This is a genomic window from Catenulispora sp. GAS73 (genome assembly GCF_041262085.1).
In the GTDB taxonomy this organism is placed as follows: Bacteria; Actinomycetota; Actinomycetes; order Streptomycetales; family Catenulisporaceae; genus Catenulispora.
Genome location: NZ_JBGCCM010000014.1, coordinates 208361 through 233424 on the forward strand (window position 1 = coordinate 208361; position 25064 = coordinate 233424).

Genomic DNA, 25064 nt, shown 5'->3' on the forward strand with positions numbered 1-25064 from the left:
AAGAAAGTGGTACTGCTTTTTCCTGTGATTGCCAGCCTACGTGGCCCGCAGGCTATTCCTTGACGGCGCCGACGAGCCCGAACGCCTCGGAAACCACGTCGTCGAGATGCCGCGCGACCAGCGGCGCGACCTCCTCGACCGTGACGTCCCGGCCCAGCTCGGCGGACAGCGAGGTGACCCCGGCGTTCCGGATCCCGCAGGGGATGATCTTGTCGAACCAGGCCAGGTCCACATCGCAGTTCATCGAGAAGCCGTGCATGGTCACGCCCTTGGCGACGCGCACGCCGATCTGCGCCAGCTTGCGGTCGGCCCGGCGCTGCCCGGCGTTGGACGGCGCGTACTCCGGGCCGGCCAGCCGCGGGTCGAACTCCTCGTCCTCGTCCACCGGCGCGCCGACCGTCTTCAGCTGCAGCTTCAGGCCGCCCAGGTCCTCGCGCTCGATCTGCTCGCCCAGGATCCACACGCCGCTGCGGCCGTGGATCCGGGTGGTCTCCAGGCCCAGCTCGGCGCAGGCCCGGATCATCGCCTCTTCGAGCCGGCGGACGTGGCCGACCACGTCCATCGCCTCCGGCAGCCGCAGGATCGGGTAGCCGACGAGCTGGCCGGGGCCGTGGAAGGTGATGCGGCCGCCGCGGTCGACGTCGATGACCGGGGTGCCGTCGGTGGGCCGCTCCGCGGGGGCGGTGCGGCGGCCTGCCGTGAACACCGCGGGGTGCTCCAGCAGGATCAGGGTGTCGGCGATCTCGTCGGCGACCCGTCGGGCGTGGATCTCGCGCTGGAGGTCCCACGCGGCCAGATACGGAACGGCCTCCGCGCCGAAACCGGCGCGGAGGACCGAGATACGTTCTTCAGACACCCCTCAAGGGTACGCCTGCTTATTACCGGCTCTACTGGGCCGGCTGCGTCGCCAGAACCCCGAGCGTGACGTTGACCGTCGTCGAGGAGCCGCCGCGGGTGTAGGTGATGGGGACGACGTCGCCCGGCCGGTGCGAGCGCACCGCGGCCGCCACGTCCTGGTAGGAGTACACCAGCCGGTCGCCGATCTTGGTTATCACGTCGCCGGCCTTCAGGCCCGCCTTGTCGGCCGGGGCGCCGGAGGTGACCTGCTGGACCTTGTAGCCGCCCGCGGTGCGGGTGGTGGTGTCGCTCTGGCCGTTCTGCGCCACACCCAGCGAGGCGATCTGCGCGGGCTTGCCCTGGGCCAGAGCGTCCACGATGGGCAGCGCCTCGGAGATCGGGATCGCGAAGCCCAGGCCGATGGAGCCGGCCTGGCCGCCGCTGCCGCCCAGGCCACCGGAGTTCTGAGTGTTGGAGGCGATGGCGGAGTTGATGCCGATCACGTTGCCCTGCATGTCGACCAGCGGGCCGCCGGAGTTGCCGGGGTTGATCGCGGCGTCGGTCTGGACGGCGTCCAGGACCACGGTGCTGCCGTCCTCGGCCTGGGTCTCCACCGGGCGGTTCAGGGCGCTGACGATGCCGGAGGTGACGGTGCTGGTCAGGCCGAGGGGCGAGCCGATCGCCACCACCTGCTGGCCCACGGCCAGGTTCTTGGAGTCGGCGAAGGAGGCCTTGGTCAGGCCGGAGACGCCGTCGACCTTGATCACCGCGAGGTCGGCCAGCGTCTCGGTGCCGACGATGTGCGCGCTGGCGGTGCGGCCGTCGTTGAACGTGACGGTGATGGTCGCCGGGCCGCTGGTGGAGTTGTTGCCGTTGCCACCGGTCCCGCCGGTCCCGCCGCCGAACGGGTTGCCGTTGCCGCCGCTGCTGCCGCCGGTCCCGCCAGTTCCGCCGTTGTTGCCGTTGGAGTTGCTGTTGCTCTGGCTGGAGGTGTTGGCCGCCGCGATCACGTGGTTGTTGGTGACGATCAGGCCGTCGGAGCTGTAGATGATGCCCGTGCCCTCGTCACCGCTGCCGTTGGCGGTGCTGACCTGGATGTCGACCACGCTCGGCATGACCGACGCGGCGACCTGGGTGACGCTGCCGGGGGTGCTCAGCGCGGTGTTGTTGGTGTTCAGCGGGGACCGCGTGCTGGCCGCGGCGCTGGAGGAGGAGCTGTTGTTGTCCTTGGCCGCGTAGGTGACCGCGGTGCCGATGCCGCCGCCGATCAGGCCGGCGATCAGGGCCACGGCGACGAGCATCTTGCCGCCGCTGAGCGCGGTGCGCTGCGGGGCGGCGCCGGGGGGCGTGTACGGGGGGAAGGCCGTGCCGTCCGAGGGCGCGGCCCAGTTCGGCGGGGGAGTGGGCCCGGGACCGAGGTGCGCGCCGACGCCGGACTGCTGGGCCTCGTGCGCCTGGGCGGCCGGGCCGAAGGCGGCGCCGGGCTGCGGCTGGCCCGCGGTCTGCGCGGTCGGCGCCGTCGGCGGCGCCTGCGGGCCGGGGCCGATCGGGCCGGACTGCGCCTGAGCCTGGGCCTGGTAGCCGCCGGCCGCCGGGTCCGGCGTCGCCGGGACGGCGGGCTGGATCAGCGTCTGGTCCGGTCCGTCGGCGGCCGGCTGGATCAGCGTCGGGTTGTCCGCGGGGGCGGCCTGCGGGGCCGGCTGCGAGGCCACGGTCGGGGGGACCGCGTCCTGCTGGGCCGGGCCCGCCTGGGGGTCCTGGGCCCCCGAGCCGCCCGACGCGGCGGGGTTGGCTCCGAAGCTCTCACGCACGTCCTGCTGCGCCGCTTCGTTGGCGCCGTTGTCGCCCAGGCCGCCGCTGCCGCCTGCGTTGCTCGAGGGTTCGTTCATGAGGAGGAGCTTCGCCTGTTCACCTTAAATGCTGCTGAGACCCGGGCAAGAGGTGACCGAAAAAGAAGGGCCCGGATCCCCTGTGTTTCCACAGGTACGGGACCTGTTGTTTATCGACCTTATGCGCTAAGCGTTCGCTGCCCTACCGCTGTTCTGGGGACTGTCCTCCTCGGTCGGCTGCCCCGGCAGCCAGAACCCGAGCAGGGCTCCGCCGCTCGGTGCCCGCGCCGCCGCGACCCGGCCGCCGTGGTTCTCAGCGGCCTGCCGCACGATGGCCAGGCCCAGGCCGGAGCCCGGCATGGTGCGCGCCTCGGTGGAGCGGTAGAAGCGCTCGAAGACGTGCGGCAGGTCCTCTTCAGCGATGCCCGGGCCCTGGTCCGCGACCTGGAGCAGCCCGTCGGCGAGCCGCACGGTGACGGTCCCGTTCTCCGGGCTCCACTTGGCGGCGTTGTCCAGCAGGTTCGTCACCGCGCGCTCCAGGGCCGCCGGATCGCCGTCGAGGTACCAGGGCTGGAGCTGGATGTCGAACTTCAGGTGCGGGGCGCGTCTGCGGACCCGGTCCACGGCCTGCCGCACCACGTCGCTCAGGTTCACCGGCTCCGGCGCGGTCTGCGGCTTCGTGTCACGGGAGAGCTCGACCAGGTCGCCGACCAGGACGGACAGCTCCTCCATCTGGGCCTGCACGTCGCCGATGAGTTCCGCGCGGTCCGCGTCACTGATCTGTACTCGGTTCACACCCGGCGCCCGGCTCGAACCCGGTGCCGGGTGGTTCGACGCGGCGCCGAAGACCTGGGAGAGCAGGTCGATGTTGGTGCGCATCGAGGTCAGCGGCGTGCGCAGCTCGTGGCCGGCGTCGGCGATCAGGCGTCTTTGGTGTTCCTGGGAGCGGGCCAGCGCGGTCAGCATGCTGTTGAAGCTGGTGGCCAGCCGGGCCAGCTCGTCGGTGCCCTGGACCTCGATCGGCCGCAGGTCGCCGGTCCTGGCCACGTACTCGGTGGCCTCGGTGAGCCGGTCCACGGGGCGCAGCCCGGCCCGGCCCACGGTGATGCCGGCGCTGCCGGCCACCGCGATGCCGGCGATGCCGACGAGGATGGAGACCAGGCTGAGCCGGCCGAGGGTCTGCTGGGTGTCCGCCATGGACTCCGCGACCAGGACGGCGGTCCGCTCGGTCGGCGGCTGCAGCGCGGTCTCGACGGTGGTGATCGGCACGCTCAGCGCCCGGTAGCGGACCCCGTCGATGACCAGCGTCGAGTAGTGGTCGTCGCGGGTGTGCTGGGCGACCTCCAGGTCCGCGTTCGAGAACTTGATGTCGTCCTGGACCACTTGGGGAGGCAGATTCGACTGGCCAGTGGGGGTGCCGCCGCCGTCGTAGACGACGTACACGGTCGGGTCGAGCAGCCCCACCGCGACGTGCGCGTTGACCAGGGTCCTGGCGCTCTGGGCCTTCTGGTACAGGCTGCTGTCCATCTGGTTCAGGATCTGGTTCCGCACCGTCACCCAGGCCGCGATCGAGGCCAGCGCGACGCTCAGCCCCACCGCGACCATCACCAGCGCGGTGATGCGGGTGCGCAGCGGGACGTGCGACATCATGACCGTGATCTTGGCGCGCAGTCGTTCGTAAGGTCCCGGGCGCTCCTCGGACTCCAGTTGGTCGGCGGGGATGAATGGGTTCACGGGGCCGTCTCACGCAGGGAATACCCCACTCCGCGGACCGTGTGGATCAGGCGGGGCAGCTCGTCCGCCTCGGTCTTGCGGCGCAGGTAGCCGACGTAGACCTCAAGGGAGTTGGCGGTGGTCGGGAAGTCGTAGCCCCAGACCTCCTCCAGGATCTGGGCGCGGGTCAGCACCTGCCGGGGGTGCCGCATCAGCAGCTCCAGCAGGTTGAACTCGGTGCGGGTCAGGCGCACCGGCTTGCCGGCCCGGGTCACCTCGCGGGTGGCCGGGTCCAGGGTGAGGTCGGCGAAGGCCAGCGGGGCGTCCGACTGGTCGGCCAGGCTGCCCTGGGTGCGGCGAAGCAGCGCGCGCAGCCGGGCCAGCAGCTCCTCCAGCGCGAAGGGCTTGGGGAGGTAGTCGTCGGCGCCGGCGTCCAGGCCCGCGACCCGGTCCGGGACGGCGTCGCGCGCGGTGAGCAGCAGGACCGGCAGGTCCTCGCCGGCCGAGCGCAGCCGGCGGCAGGTCTCCAGGCCGTCCAGCCTGGGCATCATGACGTCGAGCACGACGGCGTCCGGCCGCCGCTTCGCGATCGCCTCCAGCGCCGCCAGTCCGTCGGCCGCCAGCTCGACCTCGTAGCCGTTGAAGGCCAGCGAGCGGCGCAGCGAGTCCCGGACCGCCTGGTCGTCGTCCACCACGAGGATGTGCATGGCCGCATTCTGCCCCGCCCGGTTGAGAAGACGCTGAGATCACGCGGATGTTTTTCCCGGCGATCGGTGCGCCGCCGAGCGTGCGGATTAGACCGTTAGAGGGATACCGGTTATCCACAACCCGGGTTTATCCACAGTCGGTCATGTCTTGGTCGCGCTCCGTGCCCGGGAATCGGCACAGTAGCGGTCATGGATCACGACCTCACCACCGCCCCCGGAGCCGTCGCCGCCGACGGCCTCCCGTCCGGCGGCCCCGATACCGGCGGCGCCGCAGCCGGGGCCGCCGGAGCCGCCGCCGGTACGCCGGCCCCGTCCCGTTCGCGCGGTGCGCACGGCGGGATTCCGGGCCAGGCCGGAGCCGGTGTGCCCGGCGGGGCGTCCGGCGGTGCCGCCAGTGCTGCCGGTGCTGCCGGTGCTGCGGGTGCTGCCGGTGCGGCGCCGGGTGCGGCTGCCGGTGGAGGCGACGACCCGGATGCCGGACCAAGCGGCCACGCCGGTGCGGCCGATCCCGCGGCCCCGGTCGGCACCGTCCGGCTGGCCTCCCCGGGCTCGGTGGTCGCCTCGATCCCGTTCCTGTTCGGCTTCCACCCGGAGAACAGCCTGGTCGTCCTCGGCGTCAGCCATTCGGCCGAAGGCGGCAGCTTCATCCGGCACGGGGTCCGCATCGATCTGGACCTGGTCCGCGGACACGAACGGAGCACCGCGCTGGAACTCGCGGCGCGGCTGCGCGATCAGAACGCGGACATCGCCATCCTGATCGCGTTCGGCCCGCGCGGCGCCGCCGGCTCCAAGGCCCGGCCCGACCACTGCCGCAAGCTGATGGCCGCGTTCCGGGCCCAGCTGGAGGCGGCGGCCAGCGAGGAGCGGGTCACCGTGGTCGACGCGCTCTACACGGCGAACGGCCGCTGGTGGTCCTACATGTGCCGCAACAACCGCTGCTGCCCGTCGGCCGGGACCGTCGTCCCCGCCGAGGCGCCGGCCGCCCTGGCCGGTGCGTTCGCCGCCCGCGGCCACACCGTCTACGCCAGCCGCGAGGCGCTCGACGCGACCCTGGACCCGTACCCGCCGGAGGTCCTGGCCCGCACCTCCGCCGCCGTCGAGCAGCTGGACCCCACCTGGTACGACACCGACGCCGGCCTGGCCGACGCCCGCCGCCTGATGGACGTGCTGTTGACCCGCTGCGGCGCGGACTCGGACGAACCCGCGCCGCGCTCGGTACGTCCCGAGGGTCCCCGAGCCGGTCGTCGCGGCCTGTCCGGCAGCGCGACCGCCGCGTTGTCCACCGAGCACTCCGGATCGCAGTCCTCCGAGACGGACTCCGGTTCGGCTGACGGTTCTGTCGCTGCCGCTGCCGCTGCCGCTGCCGATGCCGATGCCGCCGAGCAGGCCGCGCCACACGTCAACGGCAGCGCTCCGCAGTCCGCCGGCGCGGTCATCTCGGCCGCGCGCACGTCCCGCCGCGTCACCAACCGTGTCCCGGCCGGCGCCGGCGCGTCCGAGGGCCCGGTGCTCGCCGAGCCACCCGGCTCGCTGCTCGTGCCGCCGGTCATCAGCGACGCTGAGACCGCCGAGCTGCTGGTCGCCCTGCTCAACTGGCGGGTGCGCGACTACCTGGCGTGCGCCGCCGCGACCGTGGACTCCGCCGGACGGCTGCTGCGGCTGGGCGCGGAGCTGGCCCGGCGCGCGCCGCACCCCGATCTTCGCCTCGCCCCCTACGCACTGGCCGCGTGGGCGGCGTGGGCGATCGGCCGGCCCGCCATCGCGCAGTGCGCGGTGGACCGGGCGCTGGCCATCGATCCCGAGTACAAGTTCGCCTCGCTGATCCGCGCCGGCCTGCACCACGCCATCGACGGCGAGGGCGTGCGCGAGTCCGCCGCCAACACGCGGCGCGAGATGTTCGACGAGGCCGCCGCCGACCCCGGTGTGCCTGACACTCCGGCCCCGATTCCTTCTCCTCGCTCCACCAAGAAAGTCCGCACAAAAACCGAAACCGAACTGGAGTCACCATGAACCGCATAGAGCAAGTCGCCCCGCCGGCCCCGGCCCAGCAGCCGCAGCCGCTCCTTCCCCGGGCTCTCGCCGACGTTCGTCGCCGAGCGGCACACGCCATGGTTCGGCCGGGTGGGACTTCCTCCCGGGCCCGCCGCACCTCGGGTTTCGCCGTCGCGATGGCGGCGCTTGCCGTGCCGTTGCTGCCGAGCCAGGCGTTCGGCGTGGCGTCGTCCGCCGACGCGGCCGGGGCGCCGCATGCCCGGCACCACATCCGGCACGGCGAGCACGGCCAGGTCCTTCCCGGCCCCGGCGCCGTGACGCTCCAGGGCTGGACGGCCAGCGGCTGGACGCTCACCGCCCCGGACCGCCCGGCCGACGTCGGGCTGTGGGGTCACCTCCTGGCCATGCATCACGACGGCCACTCCGTGCCCTGGCTCGCCGAGCCGGCCGAGGCGGCCGACCCGGGGTACGCGTTCCACCCGCGCCCGGTGGTCCTGCCGGACGGCACGCGGGGTGAGATCGCGGCCTACCGGGTGTCGCACACCAGCCCCCGCGCCGCCGACCCCGCCGCCCCGGAGTCGCAGACCCCTGCCGACCCCGCCGACTCGACCGGCCTGGACGGCTCGGGCGGTTCGGGTGGTTCGGGTGGTTCGGATGGTTCCGGCCCCAGCGGCTGGTCGCAGCTCGGCGGCGGGTCCGCCGACCGGACCACGGACGGCCTCGCAGCCGTGCGCGGCGCCCGGTCGCGGGTCGTCCCCGGTCCACTCATCCCGTTCTCGGCACCGGCCAACACCAAGCAGATGCTGGGGACGGTCAGGCAGAGCACTGACATCCCCGACGGCACGGCGAACCATGTGCCGACTTCCGGGCGGGTCATGGCCGCGGCCGATCCGTCGGCGGTGCCCTGTCAGCGTGGGGACTATCCGGCCGGCACGGACCGCTACATGCTGGCGCGTATGCACCCGGCCAGGGACGCCATGGACGTGGTCGTCACCAACCGGCGTACTCCGTGCGCGGCGGCGGTCGACTACCTGTCCCAGGCTCGCGCCTGATGAACGGCGCGGCCCTCCACCCGATCGCGCGTGCCCGCCTCACCGCGGGCCGCGCGGTCCTCCGCCTCACTCGGGGCGTCGGAGCCCGGGGTACCGTCTCCGGACCCCTCCTCCGCCGCCACCTCGGCCGCCCAGGCCGGATGCTCCCGTTCCGCCCAGCCGCGCGTCACCCAGCCGGTCCGCATCCCGATCCGGGCCTGCCGGTCGTTCAGCGCGAACCACACGTGGCCGATCACCACGAACCCGATCGCCAGCGCCAGCCAGTCGTGCACGAACGTCGCGCCGGTCCGGGCCGACACTCCCACCAGGTGCGGGAACCACATCAGGGTTCCGGTCCCGGCCATCACCAGGATCGCGCCGCACTGGAAGGACGCGTTCAGCTTCTGGCCGGCGTTGAACTTGCCGACCGGAAGCGTCAGGTCCCGGGCCCGGTCCTCGCGCCAGGCGCGATTGCGGAGCCACTCGCGGTCGACGTCGGTGTGCCGGCTCAGCCGCCGCACGTCTGCCCGATACGCACGAGAGAACAGCCCGGCCGCCATGGGGATCGGGAGGGCGAACCCGGAGTACAGGTGGATCAGCGCCACCGCCGGGCGGTGCCCGATCCAGACCGACAACGAAGGCAGATACAGCACAGCCCCGGTCGCGATCAGTGTCAGCATCAGTGTGGCCGTCACGCGGTGCACCCAGCGCTCGGCCCGCGTGAACCGCTCGATCCTGCGCCGGACGCGGCCGGCCTCAGCCGGTCGGGACATCGCCGTTCCTCCCGTTCGACTTCCCGACCCAGGCGTCCACGTCATAGCCGTAGCCCTCCCAGTAGCCGGGGCGGACCGCGTCCACCACCTGGATCTCCGAGAGCCACTTGATGCTCTTGTACCCGTACATCGGCGCCGCGTAGAGGCGCACCGGCCCGCCGTGTTCGTGGCTGACCGGTCCGCCGAGCATCTTCAGCGCCACCAGCATGTCCGGGTTCTGGGCCTGGTCCAGCGTCAACGACTCGGTGTAGGTCCCGTCGAAGGAGACGAAGCGCAACGCCTTCGCGGAACTCTGTACCCCGGCCAGGGCGAGCATGTCCCGCAACCGCACCCCGCTCCACGGCACGTTCGGGACGCGCCAGCCGGTGACGCACTGGAAGTCCCGCACCATGTCGGTCTGCGGCAGCGCCGCCAGATCGGTGAGTGAGTACTGCTGAGGGTGGTCCACCAGGCCGGAGACGGACAGCCGGTAGGTAGTCGGATCCGGGGTCGGAACGCTCCCGGTCACGGTGTAGATGCGGAACTGGTTGCCCAGGGGGAGCAGATTCGACAGCCCGGTCGGGTCGTGCTGCGCCACATCGGCCAGGAACCGCTGTACGGCGGAACCGCCGAGCACCCCCAGGGTGCCCAGCCCCATCACGCCGACCACGACCCGTCGCCCGACCGGCCGCCCTTCCCGGTCCGGCCGGCCAGGCCCGTCGCCGCGCCCGCCGGCACCGACACCCCCGTCGACGTCGCTGCGGGAAGCGTCCAATGCCTCTGCCACAAACCCATCAGATCACCGCAGGTCGTGCGGCACCAGCATTCAGCAGGAGGTTCTTTGGTTCGTAATAAGTCGCGCTCCCGCGTTATGCGGGAATCCACGGCCGCATTCAGTGCGTCGCACGTCGACCCGGGTCTGCAACCGAGCGAAGACGGTCAGGTGTCTTCCCTCTCAACCCCCGCGAGCCTCCTCGCGTGGGAGAACACGGGAGAGCACAGGAGAGCACTGAGTGAGTGAACCGGCGAGAGAACCGCTGCTGCGCGGGACCGACGGTGCCACCTTCGATCGGCTCTTCGCCGAAGGTGCGGAGGCGTTGGCCACCGGCTCGTACGGGATCCAGGTGGTGCCGGCCGAGGGCGATCGGCGGTGGGGCGTGTCCGCGCTGCTCCGTCCGGACTCCCGGGCGGCGGCGTCGGTGGAGACGCTGACCTGCGAAGCCGTGGCGGTCGCCGGCGACGGTCACTGGCTGACCGGCGCCGTGGGCAACTCGCACCTGACTATGCGCGCGCTGGAGTACCCGCGTGACGACGTCGAGGACGACGATCCCAGCGTCGCCCGCTATGCCGACGCCCTGCGTGCGGCGTCGGTCGGGGTCCGGCCCCTGACCTTCGAGGTCACCGGTCTGACGCTGACCCGGCTGTCGGTGATGGCGTGCGCGAGGCCCGTCGACGAGGCCGCGGACCGGCTCTCGGCCGCCTACGCACAGGCGCTCGGGCCGGACGCGTGGCTGGAGAAGGAGTTCCATCGTGAGATCTGGTACCTGAACCTGGTGCACTTCGCGGCCGCGATTCGGGACCCGCACCGTCTGATCCGCTGGGTCGCGGAGCGTCGCCGGGTGGCGCCGATCCGGCTTCGCGTCACCGAGGTCGAGATCGCGTCGTGGCTCTTCACCGGCACGGGCATGACCCCGCGGCGGTTAGCCGCGACGGTGCTTGGGTGAGCCGATCATGTGGCGCAGTGCTTCGGCGCGCCACCAGCCCGGGCGCTCCGGTCCGGTGATGCGTGACCAGGGCTGCTCGGGGTGCAGCCCGAGGTGTCGCAGGTGGTCTGCGCGGAATTGGATCTGGAACTTGCCGTGCCAGTGGCCGTCGGGGCGTCGTCCGCAGTACAGGTCGACGCGGACGTCCGCGGGGTCGAACGGGAGCCAGTCGATGCCGTGGTCGAGCAGTCAATCGGCGATGGCGCGCCGCGGTGCCGGGCAACCCGGCAGGTTCTCGTATGCCAGTATGGTGATCCACTCAGGATCCTCATTCGCCATAGGGCGATCCTACGCCGTCGGCGCTGCGTGGTCCTGGGATTGATGCCGGTGCTCACCTGCCGTGATCAGCTCGGCCGAGCCCAGTTCTCGTCACCCTGACGACATCACGCTACGATGAACGAATGCCACAGGACCTCGCCGACCCGGCCTACGACCCGACCGACTACCCGCCGTTCGCGGTGACCGTCGATCTGGTCGTGCTGACCGTCGCCGAGCAGGGGCTGAGCGTGCTGGCCGTGCGACGGGGCGAGCCGCCGTTCGCGGACTGCTGGGCGCTGCCCGGCGGGTTCGTGAAGCCGGACGAGAGCCTCGGCGACGCCGCGGTGCGGGAGCTGGCCGAGGAGACCGGGCTGGGGCTGGAGGTGGCCGGGCAGGACTCGCAGGGCGTGCCCGATCACGGCGTGCACCTGGAGCAGCTGGCCAGCTACGGCACCCCGGACCGGGACCCGAGGATGCGAGTGGTGTCGGTGGCGTACCTGGCGCTGGCGCCGTTGACCTCGCTGCAGGAGGGGTCCGAGGGGCCGTTCCCGGCAGCCGGGGGCGACGCGCGTGCCGCCGAGTGGCTGCCGGTCGCGGCATTGCCCGGATCGGAGGGCCTGGCCTTCGACCACGCGCGGATCCTGGCCGACGGGGTCGAGCGGGCGCGGTCGAAGATCGAGTACTCGTCGCTGGCCGCGGCGTTCTGCCCGCCGGAGTTCACGGTGGGGGAGCTGCGCAACGTCTACGAGGCGGTGTGGGGCGTGCAGCTCGACCCGCGCAACTTCCATCGGAAGGTGACCGGCACGCAGGGCTTCCTGGTGCCGACCGGCGGTACCACCTCGCGGCAGGGCGGCCGGCCGGCACAGCTGTTCCGGCGGGGCAGCGCGACGCTGCTGAACCCGCCGATGCTGCGGCCGTCAGTGGACTGAGCAGGCCGGAACGGTTGGTCGAGCCGCCGATTCCGCCGATTCCGGCGATTCCGGCGGCTCGTTCGAACGGTCGTTGAACGGCTGCGTTCGGCTGAGTGCTTGCGGTTGCTGATCCACTGGACTGATTGAACGACTAAGGAGACTGAACGACCGGCCTCACGCTGCGTGCGTGCGGGCGGTCAGGTCTCCCCGCCGATGTCCACGCTGTAGGCCTCGTAGACCAGGTCGTTCCCGCGCTGGCAGTGGCGGTCCAGGCGCCGGGTCAGCTCGGCCAGCTGCTTCTCGCTCATGCCCGCGATATCGCGCTGCATGGCACGCCGGAGGTCGGCGTGTTCGCGGATCAGCGTCTCGACGGCGAAGGTCAGGCGCGGGTCGGCGGCGACGATCTCGGCGTACAGGCCGTGTTCGCCTTCGGTCGCGGCCAGGTGTTCGGCGATGGCGGCGGAAAGGGGGACGGCGGGGGCGAGGGCCATGGCGCAGACCTCCTCGCGAGTGGGGGGTCCTCTCATGGTGCGCACGCCGGAGCGGGGTTGTCCAGAAGCCGGCGATAGGCAGTCGGCTGCGACACTTCATCACTCTTCACGGTGATTTCCCCCGGTCCCGTGAGTGATCACGGCTACCGTAGCGGACAGCGATGTCGCGGACGGTGATCAATCGGTGGACACCGGCGCCGAACAGCCGGTGCCGCGCGACAGCGGAGGGCCCGGAGCAAGAGGAGTCGCGGTGATCGAGGCGATCGAGCTGACCAGCACCCGCCGGTCGCGCGGCGCGGACGGCGGCCCTGTCCAGGGGGTGTCGTTCGACGTCTATCCGGGCCAGGTGACGGCCCTGCTCGGAGCGCCCGGAACCGGAAAATCCACGGTCCTGCGCCTGATGGTCGAACTCGAACCCGGAGGCGGCCGCACCCTGTTCGGCGGGCGGCCCTACCGCGCCCTGCGCCCGGCGGTCCGCGAGGTCGGCCTGGCCCTGAACCCCGACGCCGTCCACCCGGGGCGCACCGTCCAGGCCCACCTGCAGCTCTACGCGGCCGGCGGCGGCGTGCCGAAGCCCCGCATCGCGGAAGTGCTCGAAGTCGCGGGCCTGTCCACGCAGGCCACCGTCCGCTGCGGCCGCCTCGACCCCGGCCAGCGCCAGCGCCTGGCCATCGCCGCCGCCCTGCTCGGCGACCCGGCGGCGCTGATCCTGGACGAACCGCACGCCCTCGACACCCACGGCATGTCCTGGTTCCACGCCCTGATCCGCGCCTACGCGGCCCAGGGCCGCACCGTCCTGGTGGCCGCCACCGACCCCGACACCCTCTCCGGCACCGCCGACCACGTGGTCGTCCTCCGCCGCGACGAGCAGGACGGCATCAGCCGCGTCATCGCCAGCCGCTCCGCCGCCGAGGTCTTCGACGAACGCCGAGCCACCGTCGTCCAAGTCCGCAGCCCTCAAGCGGCCCGCCTGGCCGCCGCCCTCGAAGCCGAAGGCGCCCGCCTGGCCCCCGCCGGCCCCGGCGCCCTCCAAGTCCGAGGCCTCGACCGAGCCCGCATCGGCGAAGTCGCCCACGTAGCCGGCGTCTGCCTCCACGAACTCTGCGAGATCGGCCACGACGACGACGTCTTCGGCCTCCGCCCCGTCCCCCGCCAAAAGGAACTCCTCCCAGGCCTCAACCGCACCGACACCATCTGGCACTCCGGCGTCCGCCTCGTCGCCGACGAGATCGAGGAGGCCGAGGTCATCGAGGCCGCGGCGGAGGCGAGCGCCGAGGCTGCCGGCGGTGGCGGCGGCGGTGGAGCGGCGCTGGCGGAGGTGATGGCGCAGGCTTCGCAGGGGACGAGTGCTGGGCGGGAGGCGGCGGCGGGCGTCGGAGCGCCGGCCCCGGTCGAGCGGCAGGCTGGTGCGCGGGGCTTGGTGACGCGCGAGTCTGCGGCAGGTGCGCAGGTTGTGGCGGAGAAGCAGGAGCCGGTGGCAGTACGCGAGGAGGCGGCGGCGGCGGGCGTCGGTGCGCAGGCTGAGCGGCAGGCAGCGGGCCTGCAGGTTGTGGCCGAGAAGCAGGAACCGGTGGCAGTGCGGGAGGCGGCGGCGGGCGTCGGTGCGCAGGTCCTGAGTGAGCGGCAGGCAGCGGGCCTGCAGGTTGTGGCCGAGAAGCAGGGGCCGGTGGCAGTGCGGGAGGCTGGGGCGGGCGTTGGTGCGCAGGCCCTGGCCGAGCGGCAGGCAGCGGGCCTGCCGGTTGTGGCTGAGAAGCAGGAGCCGGTCGCAGTGCGCGAGGCGCCGGCGGCGGGCGTCGGTGCGCAGGCTGAGCGGCAGGCAGCGGGCCCGCAGGTTGCGGCTGAGCAGCAGGAGCCGGCGGCAGTGCGGGAAGCTGCGGCGGGCGTCGGTGTGCAGGCTCTGGCTGAGCGGCAGGCGGAGCGGGCTCATGTTCACGGCTCGGTGGCCGGGCCGCGCGAGTCTGCGGCAGGCAAGCAGGTTGCGGCCGAGCAACAGGCACCGGTGGCAGCGCCCGAGAGCGCGGCGAGTGTTGGCGAGTGGCGCTCGGCTGAGCAGGTCGGCGGGGTCGCCGCCGTGCAGCCGGGGCAGGTGGCGGCAGGCGAGGCGGCGAGCGGTGTGCGCGCGGCTGCGAGTGCTGATTCGGCGGCCGTGCGGGCTGATGGCGTCAAGTCGAGTGCGGCCGGTTCGTGGCGCACCCAGGGGTCGGTCGCCGGCTCGCGGTGGTCGGCTGTGAAGGGTTCGCAGGTGCGGCCGAGCAAGGCGCCGACTGTTGTCGGTGGCCAGGGTTCGGCGAGCAATCTGGCATCGGCTGCCGAGGCGAAGAGCGTCAGCGCGCAGTCGTCGCAAGATCCGGCCAACAGCGCAGATCAGCAGGGCACTGTGTCGGAGCCGCAGGGTGCTGTTGCGGAGGATCAGCCGAGCGTGTCGGCCGTTACCCAAAGCGCGGTGCCGAGTCCCGAGCCGCGCACACCAACTAAGTCTCCGCAAACCCCGCGTCCGACGCACCGCCGCGCCGGTGCGTTCGGACTCCGTTGGGGACGCGGCCGGTCGCAGCGTCCTGTGGCGCCTACGTCTCCCGAGCCCGTTGCGGCTGTCGTCGCGTCTGCGCCGTCCAGCGCCGCCGCCACCTCAGCAGCCCCGGCGCACACCCCCGCGCCCGCCCCTGCACAGCCCCAGCCCGCCGTCCCCTTCACCGTGGCGTCGCCCTCGTCCCAGCCGGACGGCGGCAGCGACGGCATGACCCCGTGGCGGGCCGCCGCCGCGCGGGCGGCGCATCAGAACCAGCAGCAAGCGTCGGTCGCTGAGGCGGCCCCGGCAGAGCAGGAAACGTCCGCATGATCGCCGCGTTCCGTTATGAGCTGCGCCGTCTCGGGAGCCTGCGGGCTACGCGACGGGTCCCCGGAGGTGCCGCTGTGGCGGCCGCCGCGTTCGGCGTGGCGGCGGCACTGGCGGTGTCGGCGGGGGCCTCGGAGCGGGTCGTGGCGTTGCTGCGGTTGGCGGGGACGCTGCCCGCGCTCGCCGCCGCGGTTGTGCTCGGTGCCGCTGCGTCGGGGCATGAGCGGCACTACGCCATGCGCTACGTGACCCTCGCCGTGGTGCCCCGGCGGGCCTGGCTGACGGTCGCCAAGACCACGCTCACCGCGCTCCTGTCCGCCTTGAGTGGTGCGCTGGTCGCGCTGTCCGCGGCGCTCGGCTACGCCCTGGCGTTGGCGTGGGCCTATGCCGGCGACCGCACTCTGATCCCCGACGGCGCCGCCGCCGATCCCGTGCTGCAGGGCGTGGCGCCGGCGGCCGCGGCGGCGACGGCCGCCGGGCTGTTCGGGCTGGCTGTCGGGTGGCTGACCGCCTGGTACCGCGCGTCGGTCGCGGTGGCTGTGGCGGTCGTCGCACTCGCGGTGCCGTTGGCCGCCGGCCGCATGCTGACCGGTCTGCCCAGCGTCGCCAAGGTTCTGACCGACGCCGAGCAGTCCCTGCGCACCACCCCCGTGCTGTCCTCGCTGCTCAATCCGCGCGTGCTGACCGCGTGGCCGCCGCTGAAGTCGGGCATGCACCCGATCCCACCGACCTCGCTCGCGGCCACCGCCCTGCTCGCGGCGGTGGCCCTGCTCGCGGTCGGCGCCGGTGCCGCGAGGTGGCAGCGGGGCGACTGAGGCGAGCGATTCCGCTGCGCGGGAAACAGGCGCTGCGCTGGGAACAGCGCAGCGCTAGTGGCGGGAGACGCTCAGGAAGCGTTCTCCTCCTCGTCCAATTTCAAGGACACCGAGTTGATGCAGTACCGCTGACCGCCGTGCGCGGCCGGCCCGTCGTCGAACACGTGCCCCAGGTGCGACCCGCACGCCGCGCACCGCACCTCGGTGCGCACCATCCCGTGGCTCCGGTCCTGGAGCAGCGTGACCGCGTCGCCCTCGCCGGGCTCGTAGAACGACGGCCAGCCGCAGTGCGAGTCGTACTTCGCCTGCGACCGGAACAAGGGCGCGTCACAGGCGCGACAGTGGTACGTCCCCTCCGTGTGCGTGGACACGTACTCCCCGCTCCACGGACGCTCCGTACCGGCCTCGCGCAGCACCGCGAACTCCATCGGCGTCAGCAACGACCGCCACTCCGCCTCGGACCTCTCCACCTTCTCGACCATGTGACTCACCCTTCCTTACCGGGCCCATCGACGGAACTGTGTGTTCCCCCGACTAGATAACGGCTGAAGAGGAATCCGTCTTCCGTCAGGAGGCTGTGCAGTATCAGCGGTAACCCGTCCGTAAGATCCGGGCCGGCCAGGATCCGCATCGAGTCCCCGCCGCGCAGCTGCGGCGCGATGGACAGGCACAGCTCGTCGAGCTTCCCGGAGGCGGCCAGCTGGCCCAGCAGGTGCGGTCCGCCCTCGCACAGGATGCGGCCCAGGCCGCGCTCGGCGAGCCGGTCCACGGCCAGGGCCAGGTCGACGTCGCCGGTGCCGGCGGCGATCACGTCCGCGCCGGCCTCGCTCGCGGCGTCGATGCGGTCCTGCGGGGCGTCGGTCGTGGTGAGCACGATCGTCGGGACCGCCGGGGAGGTGAACAGCGGCATCGACCAGTCCAGGTCCAACGCACGGGACACCACGGCGACGGCCGCGGTCGGGGCCTGCCCCGCCGCCGCCCGCGCCTCCTGGTACTGCTCACGTACCCGCGCCGGGCGGTACTGCTCGGTGCGCACCGTCCCGGCCCCGACCAGCACCACGTCCGCCAGCGCGCGTAACACACCGAAGATGCGCTTGTCCGCCTCGCCGGAGATGCCCTCGGACTTGCCGGAGGCGGTGGCGGCCCCGTCGACGGTGGCGACCATGTTCGCCCGCACCCAGCGCCGAGCCCCGGTGGGGTAGGCGTAGACCTCGGCCAGATCGACCTGGCGGCTGCGGTTCGACGGTGGCAACAGCTGATACATGGGACCAGCGAATCACACTGGGCGACTTCTGACACGCGCTGCTCATCCACCCGCCGCACAAGGATTTGTGACTCGCTTCACATGTGATCAATTACACCCCCTGAATGGGTCTGGACACCCGCTCCGGCCTGCGACATTGGAAGAGTGCCGACGTCTGCTCCGATAGTCTCCGCGCCCGCTGCGACCCTCGTCGGCCGCCGCCCCGAGGTCGGCGCGGACCGGCTGATAGCCGACCTGGTCCCGCCGCCGCGGTTCGACCAGGTGCGCTTCTCCAGCTACGTGCCGAACCCGGCCGAGCCGAGCCAGAGCGCGGCGCGCGACCGGCTCCAGGCCTTCGCCGCGACCGTCGGTGTGGCCCCGAAGAAGAGCGGCGGGCTGTTCAAGAAGGCTCCCGCCCCCGGGGCGATCGGCGTCTACCTCGACGGCGGCTTCGGAGTCGGCAAGACCCACTTGCTGGCCTCGCTCTGGCACGAGTCCCCGGCCCCGCGCGAGAAGAAGGCCTACGGCACCTTCGTCGAGTACACGAGTCTGGTCGGGGCCCTCGGCTTCGCCGCCGCGGTGGAGCGCCTGTCGGACTTCGCGCTGGTCTGCATCGACGAATTCGAGCTCGACGACCCCGGCGACACCGTCCTGGTCTCCACGCTGCTCACCCGCCTGTCCGACCGCGGCGTGAAGCTGGCCGCGACCTCCAACACGCTGCCGGACAAGCTCGGCGAGGGCCGCTTCGCCGCCGCCGACTTCCTGCGCGAGATCCAGGCGCTGTCCGCGCGCTTCGAGGTGCTGCGCGTCGATGGCCCCGACTACCGCCACCGCGATCTGCCCACGCCGCCGGCCCCGGTCGCCGAGGACACGGTGGCGCGCACCGTTGAGCAGCACTCCGGCGCCACGCTCGACACCTTCGAGGGCCTGACCGGCGAGCTGGCCGCGGTCCACCCCAGCCGCTACGGCGCCCTGATCGACGGCGTCAGCGCGGTCGGGCTCACCGGCGTGCGGCCGCTCGACGACCAGAACGTCGCCCTGCGCCTGGTGGTGCTGATAGACCGGCTCTACGACCGCAAGGTCCCGGTCGTCGCCTCCGGCACGCCGCTCGGCGAGCTGTTCACCCCGGAGCTGTTGCGCGGCGGATACCGCAAGAAGTACCTGCGCGCGATCTCCCGGATCACCGCCCTGGCCCGGGACGGCGTGGCGCTCGCCGCCGCCGAGGAAGCCGCCGTCGGCGCGGGAGCGTAGTTCTCAGGCACCGTTCCCAGTCCCGGAACGGACGCCATGGCATGCGAACTGTTAACCCGGATGGCAGTCTTCCTTCATGGCGAAGTCTTTCACGCACCTGCTGCGGGCCCCCGATTCCCCGGTCAAGCTGAGCAAGCTGCCCTCCGACGCGCACCCCGGCGTCGACTCGAAATCCGAGGCGCTCCAGAAGCTGCCGAAACTCGCCGCGCGCCTGGCCGACCTGCAGGAGCGGCTGTTCGCGCAGTCCCGGGGCGGCGTCGAGCCGGCCCGCCAGAGCCTCCTGCTGGTGTTGCAGGGCATGGACACCTCGGGCAAGGGCGGCACGGTCAAGCACGTGGCCGGCGTGATGGATCCCGGCGGCCTGCGCATCTCCTCCTTCAAGGCCCCGACCGAGGAGGAGCTGTCCCACGACTTCCTGTGGCGCATCCGCAAGGCTCTGCCGGCGCCCGGCATGGTCGGCGTCTTCGACCGCAGCCACTATGAGGACGTCCTCATCGTCCGGGTCCGCGACCTGGTCCCGCGCGAGCAGTGGGAGCTGCGCTACGGCCTGATCAACGAGTTCGAACAGGAACTCGCCGACCAGGGCACGACCGTGGTCAAGTGCTTCCTGCACATCAGCCGCGACACGCAGAAGGAACGCCTGCTGGCCCGCCTGGACGACCCCACGAAGCTGTGGAAGTACAGCACCAACGACGTCGCCGAGCGCAAGCTGTGGCCGGCCTACGCCGAGGCCTACCAGGCCGCGCTGAACCTGACCTCGACGGAGACCGCGCCCTGGTACGTGATCCCCGCCGACCGCAAGTGGTACCGGAACTTCGCGATCACCAACCTGCTCGTCGAGACGCTGGAGCGGTTGGACCCGAAGTGGCCGCCGGCCGGCTACGACGTCGACGAGGAGAAGAAGCGCGTGCTCGCTTCCTGATATTCGAAATATTCGAACACACCCTCAACGCCCCTTTCGGGTCGGCGGTTCTGCCGGCGGGGGCCGGACCGGGTCCAGACCGGGGCCAGCTGACCGGCCGCTATCGTCGCGCCATGACCGTGCACATCCGCGAAGCCACCGCTGAGGACTGGCTGCACATCTGGCCCTTCTTCCGCACCATCTGCGCCGAGGGGGAGACCTACGTCTACCCCTACGAGCCCTCCGAGGAGGAGGGCCGCGCGCTCTGGATGGAGCGACCGCCGGGGCTGACCGTGGTCGCGGTCGACGACGCCGGCACGGTCCTCGGCACCGCCAAGATGGGTGGATCCGGCGGCCGCGGGTCGGGGCGTCGGTCGGGCGCTCGGTGAGTACTCCCTGAAGTGGGCTCGCGAGCAGGGCTATCAGGGGATGCAGTTCAACGCCGTCGTGGAGAGCAACGCCCGGGCCGTGCACCTGTGGCAGTCGATCGGTTTTCAGATCATCAGAAGTTCGATTGATCTTCCGGGCTTTATCAAGGCCCTTGTTTCATCCGATGATATGCGTGACCATGGGTGCCATGGTCACGGCGGCGCAGCCCGGTACCGACCGTTCTCGGGCCAACACGCTGGCCACCCTCGGGTTCGCGGCGCTGACTCTCGCGTCGCTGGCCGTCCCCTGGCCGGCCCGCCACAACCTGGACTGCCTGCACGTGGTGCGGTGGCTGAGCGCCGGTCTGATCGTCCTGTCGTCGCTGCGGCTGACGGTGCCGGCGGTCCGGCTGGCGTGGCTGTCGCTGGCGGCGGCGACCGCGCTGGCCGCATCCGCGGTGGTGGCGGCGTTCCAATGCCTCGACGCCCTCGGCTCGACCATGCACGCCGGGCCGATTGCCACCGCGACCGCCGCGCTGCTGTGTGCCGTCGCCGCCGGCCGCGGCCCGGCGGCCCAACGGGCCCGAGCCGGGACGCGGCCGTGACCTGTCCGAGGACCGGTGCTTACGGGATCAGCAGCAGCTTGCCGGTGGTCTTCCGCGACTCCAGGTCCTGCTGCGCCAGCCCGGCCTCGCCGAGCGGATACGTCGCGCCGATCCGGACGTTCAGCGCACCCTCCTGGATCCACCGGAACAGGTCGCTCGCGCGCCATTCCAGCTCCTGGCGGGCCACGATGTAGTTGCCCAGCGTGGGCCGCGTCAGGAACAGCGAGCCGGCCTGCATCAGCCGCAGCGGGGCGACCGGCGGGACCGGGCCGGAGGAGTTGCCGTAGCTGGCCAGCATCCCGCGCACGCGCAGCGCGCCGAGTGAGGCCTCGAAGGTGTCCTTGCCGACTCCGTCGTAGGCCACGTGCACGCCCTGCCCGCCGTTGCGGTGGCGGACCTCCTCGGCCAGTTCCTCGCCGGACACCTGGTCGTAGCGGATGACCTCGTCGGCGCCGGCGTCGGTCGCCAGCTTGGCCTTGGCCTCGCTGGAGACGGTGCCGATGACCTTGCCGCCGGCCGCCTTCACCAGCTGGGTCAGCAGCAGGCCCATGCCGCCGGCCGCGGCGTGCACCAGCGCGGTCTCGCCGGCCTTGATCGGGTACGTGCTCTGCGTCAGGTAGTGCGCGGTCATGCCCTGCAGAATCACGGCGGCGGCGGTCTCGATGTCCACGCCGTCCGGCACCGCCACGGCCCGCTCGGCCGGCACGATCACCTGTTCGGCGTAGCTGCCGCGGGCGTCCACGGTCGCCACCCGGTCGCCGGGCTTGAAGTCCGTGACGCCCTCGCCGACCGCCAGCACGTGCCCGGCCGTCTCGGCCCCCGGCGTGAACGGCAGACTCACGGCGTACAGGCCGCTGCGCTGGTAGGTCTCGATGAAGTTCACGCCGGTGGCGCCGACCTTCACCAGGAGCTCACCGGGTCCCGGCTTCGGGTCGTTGACCTCGGAGAGCTGCAGGACCTCGGGTCCGCCGGTCTGGCCGACGACGATCGCGCGCATACACGGATCCTTTCAAAGGTTGCTGTGGTTCGCCGCTTGCAACCTTGCCTCCGCCGGCTTGATTCCGCATGCCCGAATGACGGAATCGCTCAAGTGACGGCTCAGGCTCCGTCCCACGCCACGGCTCACGCCACGTGCGCCAGGCAGCCCGTCATCGCCCCGTCGAACCGTGCCAGCACCGCCGAGGCCACCTCGGGCGCGTTCCCGAGCTCGGCCGCCACCGCGTCCGCCCCGGCGCGCAGCGCCGAGCCCCGGATCCGGTCGGCCAGGAACCCCGGCGCCAGGAAGTACGGCGCCACCACGACCCGCCGCGCGCCGCGCTCGCGCAGCGCCCGCACGGCGTCCCCGGCCTGGTCGCCGACCGCCGGGACCGGCACCACGTGCTCCCAGCCGCTGCGCTGCCAGTCCTCGGCCAGCTCGTCCACCGCCGCGGCGGCCACCCGGTCGGAGGACCCGGCCCAGGCCAGCACCACCGACGCCTCCTCGTCGCCGGGCCACACCCCGGCCTCGCGCAGCCGTCGCTCCAGGCCGGCCATCAGCAGCGGATGCGGTCCCAGCGGCTCGGCCACCATCGGCTGCGCCACCCCGGCCTTCCAACGCCGCGGCAGCGACTCGTGCGCGGCGGCCACCGCCGCCGGGATGTCCTGCCGCACGTGGAAGGCGGTGTTCAGCAGCAGCGGCACCACCTTCACCTGCTGGTACCCGTCACGGACCAGGCCGTGCAGGGCGCGCGCGGTCGTCGGACCGCAGTGGTCGAGGAAGGCCGTCTCGACCCGCAGCCCCGGCCGCTGCTCGCGTACCGCGTCCACGAGCCCTGTGATGACCTCGCGGTGCCGCGGGTCGCGGCTCCCGTGGGCGACCGCCAGCATCGCACCCGCCTGGTTCACGCCAACCCCCTCGCCTTGAGCACGCGCCGCTCCAGCGGCGCGAAGAGCAGCTGGTTGACCGCCACCCCGACGGCCAGGATGAGCACGATCGCCGCGAACGCCCCGGACATGTCGTTGGCGTCCTGGGAGTTCTTCAGCAGGAATCCCAGCGAGTGTCCGAGGTTCGCCGACTGCACGATGATCTCCGAGGCCAGCAGCGAGCGCCAGGCGAAGGCCCAGCCCTGGCGCAGCCCCGCGAGGTAGCCGGGCAGCGCCGCCGGCAGCAGCACGTACCGCACCGAGGCCAGGCCCCGGGCGCCGATGTTGTGGCCGACCCGCAGGTACAGCGGCGGCACCTGGTCCAGCCCGGACACGACGCCGACCGAGATCGAGGGCACCGCGCCGAGCAGCACGACGGTGTAGAGCATGGCCGGGGTCGGGCCGAAGAACATCAGAGCCGGCGGGACCCAGGCCACCGAGGGCAGCGACTGCAGGCCGGACAGGATCGGGCCGATGCCGGCCCGGATCGTCTTGAACCGGCTGACCAGGATGCCCAGCGGGGTGCCCAGGGCGACCGAGGCTCCGAAGCCGACCGCGCCGTGCGCGATGCTGTGGCCGACCGCTCCCCAGGCGTCGCCGCCGGAGAAGGTGTCCTTGAGCGAGGAGAAGACCTGCGAGGGCCCGGGCAGCTTCCAGTCCGGCCAGATCTTCGCCGCGTAGAGGATCTGCCAGACGGCGAGGATCAGCGCGACGGCGACGATCGGCGGGATGACGGAGGCGGCCACGCTCCTGAGTCTGCTGGATTCCGGTTCCGCCGATGTTTCCAGCGCGTCAAGGCCGGCTTCGATGTGTGCGAGAGTGTCGCCGGGCCGGCCGCCGGTGTCGGTGTCAGCGGCCATGGCGGCTGATCTCCTTGCGCAGGTGATCGGTGATCTCGACCGACAGGTCCGCCACCGCCTTGTCCTCGATGCGGCGCGGCTGCGGGATGTCCACGCGCCACTCCTGCGCGACCCGGCCGGGTCGCGAGGACAGCAGCACGACCCGCTGGCCCAGGCGCACCGCCTCGCGCACGTTGTGCGTGACGAACAGCACCGCGAGCCCGGTGGCCTCCCACAGCCGGATGAGCTCCTCGTGCAGCACGTCGCGGGTGATGGCGTCCAGCGCGGCGAACGGCTCGTCCATCAGCAGCACCGGGCTGTCCTGGGCCAGCGCCCGGGCCAGTGCGACGCGCTGCCGCATGCCGCCGGAGAGCTGGTGCGGACGCTTGTCGTAGGCGCCGCGCAGCCGGACCAGGTCCAGCAGCCGCTCGGTCTCGGCGCGGCGGTCGCGGCGGCCGGACAGGCCGCGCAGCCGCAGCGCCAGGTCTATGTTCTCCCCGGCGGTCAGCCACGGGAACAGCGCCGACTCCTGGAACATCAGGGCGGCGCGGCCGGAGGGCACCTCGACGGTGCCGGCGCTCGGCGCGTCCAGGTCGGCGACCAGGTTCAGCAGCGTGGACTTGCCGCAGCCCGAGGCGCCGAGCAGGCACACGAACTCGCCCGGCGCGACGGTCAGGTCGATGCCGTCGAGCACCGGGGCCCCGCCCCGGAAGGTCTTGCCGACCTTGGTCAGCCGGACGGCCGGACGGGACTCCGGGGAGTGGCCCGAGGCGACGGCGTCGGTGGTGGTTTCAGCGATGGCGGCGGTCATGGCGGTCTCCCCTTAACTCTCTGGCGCTACTTGGTGGACAGCCCGGCGTCGGACACCGCGGGCCGGCCGTCCTTGGCCAGTTCGGTGTTCAGCAGCGTCAGGTCGAAGATGCCGTGCAGATCTGTCTTCTTGAGCAGCCCGGTGGACACGGCGTGATCCATCGAGGTCTGGAGCGAGGCGGCCAGCGGGTCGTCGGTCGCCGTCTGCTCGCTGAACGCGCGCTGGATCTCGGCGGCGGTGAGGGCCTTGCCGGTGAGCTTCTTCAGCTGGTCGTTGACCAGCTTCTGGGCGTCGGCGGGAGCCGAGGCGATCCACTGGTTGGCCGCGATTTGGCCGTCGATCAGGGCCCTGACGGTGTCCGGGTGCGCGGCGAGGAAGGTGCTGGACACCACCAGGTCGGTGGCCGCGAACTGCCCGCCGGGCCACAGGGTGCGCTCGTCGACGAGCACCTTCGCCCCGGCCTCCAGGACCATGCGCGAGGCCCAGGGCTCAGGGAGCCAGGCGCCGTCGATGTGCCCGGCCTTGAACTGGTCCAGGGTGGCGGCGTTGTCCTGCGGGTTCACCGACACGTCGCCGGTGCCGTCCGGGTTGGCGGTCAGGCCGTTCTGCTTCAGCCAGGCGCGCAGGGCGACGTCCTGGGTGTTGCCCTTCTGCGGGGTCGCGAGGGTCTTGCCCTTGAGGTCGGCCACGCCGGCGATCCCGGGCCGGACCACCAGCTCCGCACCGCCGCTGGTGGCGCCGGCGACGATCTTCAGCGCCTGGCCGTGCGACTGCGCGAAGGCCGACAGGGCCGAGGAGGGCCCGACGTAGGCGGCGTCCAGCTGGCCGCCGAGCAGCGCGGTCATCTCCGCGGGGCCGGCGTTGTAGATCTGGGTGGTCAGCTTGGTGGAGCCCAGGGCCTTGGCGAAGTCGCCGTGCGCGACCCCGACCACGGCCGTGGCGTGCGTGACGTTCGCGAAGTAGCCCAGCCGCAGCTCCCCGGCGGCCGTGGACGTGGCGCCCGCGGCGGTGGTGGAGGAGGCCGTGGTCGATCCGGAGGAGTGATCCGTGGTGGAGACGTACGCGGCGATGACGATCACCAGCGACACGAGCATCCAGCCGGCCGCGACGGTCGCGGCGACGGTGGAGAAAGCCCTTCGTATCAACGTGCGCTCCAGGGACTGCGGGACTACGGGGATCTTCGATGTCGGAACAGGGGCCTGAGGTGCTGCC

23 protein-coding genes and 1 pseudogene are annotated in these 25064 nt (G+C 72.3%); 10 read left to right on the forward strand and 14 right to left on the reverse strand.

Features of this window, described 5'->3' with window-relative positions; all coding sequences use genetic code 11:
• Nucleotides 1-52: 52 nt before the first annotated feature.
• The 4 genes from lipB to ABH935_RS22495 all read right to left on the reverse strand — a co-directional run bounded on the left by lipB (nt 53) and on the right by ABH935_RS22495 (nt 5086).
• Nucleotides 53-856, reverse strand: a complete 804-nt coding sequence (gene lipB / locus ABH935_RS22480) for a lipoyl(octanoyl) transferase LipB (protein ID WP_370379885.1) — start codon at nt 854-856, stop codon at nt 53-55.
• 31 nt (nt 857-887) lie between these two features.
• Complete coding sequence (locus ABH935_RS22485; RefSeq protein ID WP_370379886.1) at nt 888-2726, reverse strand: trypsin-like peptidase domain-containing protein; 1839 nt, start codon at nt 2724-2726, stop codon at nt 888-890.
• 126 nt (nt 2727-2852) lie between these two features.
• A complete protein-coding gene (locus ABH935_RS22490) occupies nt 2853-4400 on the reverse strand; it encodes an ATP-binding protein (protein ID WP_370379887.1) in 1548 nt (515 codons plus the stop codon).
• Nucleotides 4397-5086, reverse strand: a complete 690-nt coding sequence (locus ABH935_RS22495; RefSeq protein WP_015795955.1) for a response regulator transcription factor — start codon at nt 5084-5086, stop codon at nt 4397-4399. The genes ABH935_RS22490 and ABH935_RS22495 overlap by 4 nt, the downstream gene beginning before the upstream one ends.
• Nucleotides 5087-5275: 189 nt before the next feature.
• Here ABH935_RS22495 and ABH935_RS22500 point away from each other — a divergent pair, with 189 nt between their 5' ends.
• Together ABH935_RS22500 and ABH935_RS22505 are read left to right on the forward strand one after the other, a co-directional pair.
• Nucleotides 5276-7096, forward strand: coding sequence for a DUF4192 domain-containing protein (locus ABH935_RS22500; RefSeq protein WP_370379888.1), 1821 nt, complete (start codon nt 5276-5278; stop codon nt 7094-7096).
• Nucleotides 7093-8130 carry a hypothetical protein gene (locus ABH935_RS22505; RefSeq protein ID WP_370379889.1) on the forward strand — a complete coding sequence of 346 codons (1038 nt, stop codon included), beginning with the start codon at nt 7093-7095 and terminating at the stop codon, nt 8128-8130. Before ABH935_RS22500 ends, ABH935_RS22505 begins: the two co-directional genes overlap by 4 nt.
• On the opposite strand, the gene ABH935_RS22510 is transcribed toward ABH935_RS22505, so the two are convergent.
• Both ABH935_RS22510 and ABH935_RS22515 read right to left on the reverse strand, forming a co-directional pair.
• Nucleotides 8106-8882 carry a cytochrome b/b6 domain-containing protein gene (locus tag ABH935_RS22510; protein ID WP_370379890.1) on the reverse strand — a complete coding sequence of 259 codons (777 nt, stop codon included), beginning with the start codon at nt 8880-8882 and terminating at the stop codon, nt 8106-8108. The genes ABH935_RS22505 and ABH935_RS22510 overlap by 25 nt on opposite strands.
• Entirely contained in the window at nt 8866-9531 is a 666-nt protein-coding gene (locus tag ABH935_RS22515; RefSeq protein ID WP_370379933.1) for a molybdopterin-dependent oxidoreductase, read from the reverse strand. Before ABH935_RS22515 ends, ABH935_RS22510 begins: the two co-directional genes overlap by 17 nt.
• A gap of 343 nt (nt 9532-9874) precedes the next feature.
• On the opposite strand from ABH935_RS22515, the gene ABH935_RS22520 reads away from it, so the two are divergent.
• Together ABH935_RS22520 and ABH935_RS22525 are read left to right on the forward strand one after the other, a co-directional pair.
• Nucleotides 9875-10585 carry a hypothetical protein gene (locus ABH935_RS22520; protein WP_370379891.1) on the forward strand — a complete coding sequence of 237 codons (711 nt, stop codon included), beginning with the start codon at nt 9875-9877 and terminating at the stop codon, nt 10583-10585.
• A gap of 440 nt (nt 10586-11025) precedes the next feature.
• Nucleotides 11026-11811 carry an NUDIX domain-containing protein gene (locus ABH935_RS22525; RefSeq protein ID WP_370379892.1) on the forward strand — a complete coding sequence of 262 codons (786 nt, stop codon included), beginning with the start codon at nt 11026-11028 and terminating at the stop codon, nt 11809-11811.
• A 179-nt stretch (nt 11812-11990) separates the two neighbouring features.
• On the opposite strand, the gene ABH935_RS22530 is transcribed toward ABH935_RS22525, so the two are convergent.
• A complete protein-coding gene (locus tag ABH935_RS22530; protein WP_370379893.1) occupies nt 11991-12284 on the reverse strand; it encodes a hypothetical protein in 294 nt (97 codons plus the stop codon).
• Between the two features lie 250 nt (nt 12285-12534).
• On the opposite strand from ABH935_RS22530, the gene ABH935_RS22535 reads away from it, so the two are divergent.
• Both ABH935_RS22535 and ABH935_RS22540 read left to right on the forward strand, forming a co-directional pair.
• Nucleotides 12535-15120: an ATP-binding cassette domain-containing protein gene (locus ABH935_RS22535; protein WP_370379894.1), complete on the forward strand. Its 2586-nt coding sequence runs from the start codon at nt 12535-12537 to the stop codon at nt 15118-15120.
• Complete coding sequence (locus ABH935_RS22540) at nt 15117-15932, forward strand: hypothetical protein (RefSeq protein WP_370379895.1); 816 nt, start codon at nt 15117-15119, stop codon at nt 15930-15932. Before ABH935_RS22535 ends, ABH935_RS22540 begins: the two co-directional genes overlap by 4 nt.
• Before the next feature lie 71 nt (nt 15933-16003).
• Here the strand turns inward: ABH935_RS22540 and msrB are convergent, their stop codons facing one another.
• Together msrB and ABH935_RS22550 are read right to left on the reverse strand one after the other, a co-directional pair.
• Entirely contained in the window at nt 16004-16414 is a 411-nt protein-coding gene (gene msrB / locus ABH935_RS22545; protein ID WP_370379896.1) for a peptide-methionine (R)-S-oxide reductase MsrB, read from the reverse strand.
• Nucleotides 16415-16419: 5 nt separating this feature from the next.
• Entirely contained in the window at nt 16420-17196 is a 777-nt protein-coding gene (locus ABH935_RS22550; protein WP_370379897.1) for a pyrimidine reductase family protein, read from the reverse strand.
• Nucleotides 17197-17340: 144 nt separating this feature from the next.
• Here ABH935_RS22550 and zapE point away from each other — a divergent pair, with 144 nt between their 5' ends.
• From zapE to ABH935_RS22570, 4 genes and pseudogenes are all read left to right on the forward strand, one after another.
• Nucleotides 17341-18426 carry a cell division protein ZapE gene (gene zapE / locus ABH935_RS22555; RefSeq protein WP_370379898.1) on the forward strand — a complete coding sequence of 362 codons (1086 nt, stop codon included), beginning with the start codon at nt 17341-17343 and terminating at the stop codon, nt 18424-18426.
• A gap of 76 nt (nt 18427-18502) precedes the next feature.
• A complete protein-coding gene (locus ABH935_RS22560; RefSeq protein WP_370379899.1) occupies nt 18503-19348 on the forward strand; it encodes a polyphosphate kinase 2 family protein in 846 nt (281 codons plus the stop codon).
• Between the two features lie 113 nt (nt 19349-19461).
• A pseudogene (locus ABH935_RS22565) lies at nt 19462-19831 on the forward strand (N-acetyltransferase family protein); the annotation flags it as partial.
• Between the two features lie 58 nt (nt 19832-19889).
• Nucleotides 19890-20300, forward strand: coding sequence for a hypothetical protein (locus tag ABH935_RS22570; RefSeq protein WP_370379934.1), 411 nt, complete (start codon nt 19890-19892; stop codon nt 20298-20300).
• Between the two features lie 19 nt (nt 20301-20319).
• Here ABH935_RS22570 and ABH935_RS22575 read toward each other — a convergent pair whose 3' ends face one another.
• The 5 genes from ABH935_RS22575 to ABH935_RS22595 all read right to left on the reverse strand — a co-directional run bounded on the left by ABH935_RS22575 (nt 20320) and on the right by ABH935_RS22595 (nt 24997).
• Entirely contained in the window at nt 20320-21297 is a 978-nt protein-coding gene (locus ABH935_RS22575; protein ID WP_370379900.1) for a quinone oxidoreductase, read from the reverse strand.
• Nucleotides 21298-21422: 125 nt separating this feature from the next.
• Nucleotides 21423-22184, reverse strand: a complete 762-nt coding sequence (locus ABH935_RS22580; RefSeq protein WP_370379901.1) for a sirohydrochlorin chelatase — start codon at nt 22182-22184, stop codon at nt 21423-21425.
• Nucleotides 22181-23062, reverse strand: a complete 882-nt coding sequence (locus tag ABH935_RS22585) for an ABC transporter permease (RefSeq protein WP_370379902.1) — start codon at nt 23060-23062, stop codon at nt 22181-22183. The genes ABH935_RS22580 and ABH935_RS22585 overlap by 4 nt, the downstream gene beginning before the upstream one ends.
• Nucleotides 23052-23852, reverse strand: a complete 801-nt coding sequence (locus ABH935_RS22590) for an ABC transporter ATP-binding protein (protein WP_370379903.1) — start codon at nt 23850-23852, stop codon at nt 23052-23054. Before ABH935_RS22590 ends, ABH935_RS22585 begins: the two co-directional genes overlap by 11 nt.
• 26 nt (nt 23853-23878) lie before the next feature.
• Nucleotides 23879-24997 carry an ABC transporter substrate-binding protein gene (locus ABH935_RS22595; RefSeq protein WP_370379904.1) on the reverse strand — a complete coding sequence of 373 codons (1119 nt, stop codon included), beginning with the start codon at nt 24995-24997 and terminating at the stop codon, nt 23879-23881.
• Nucleotides 24998-25064: the final 67 nt, after the last annotated feature.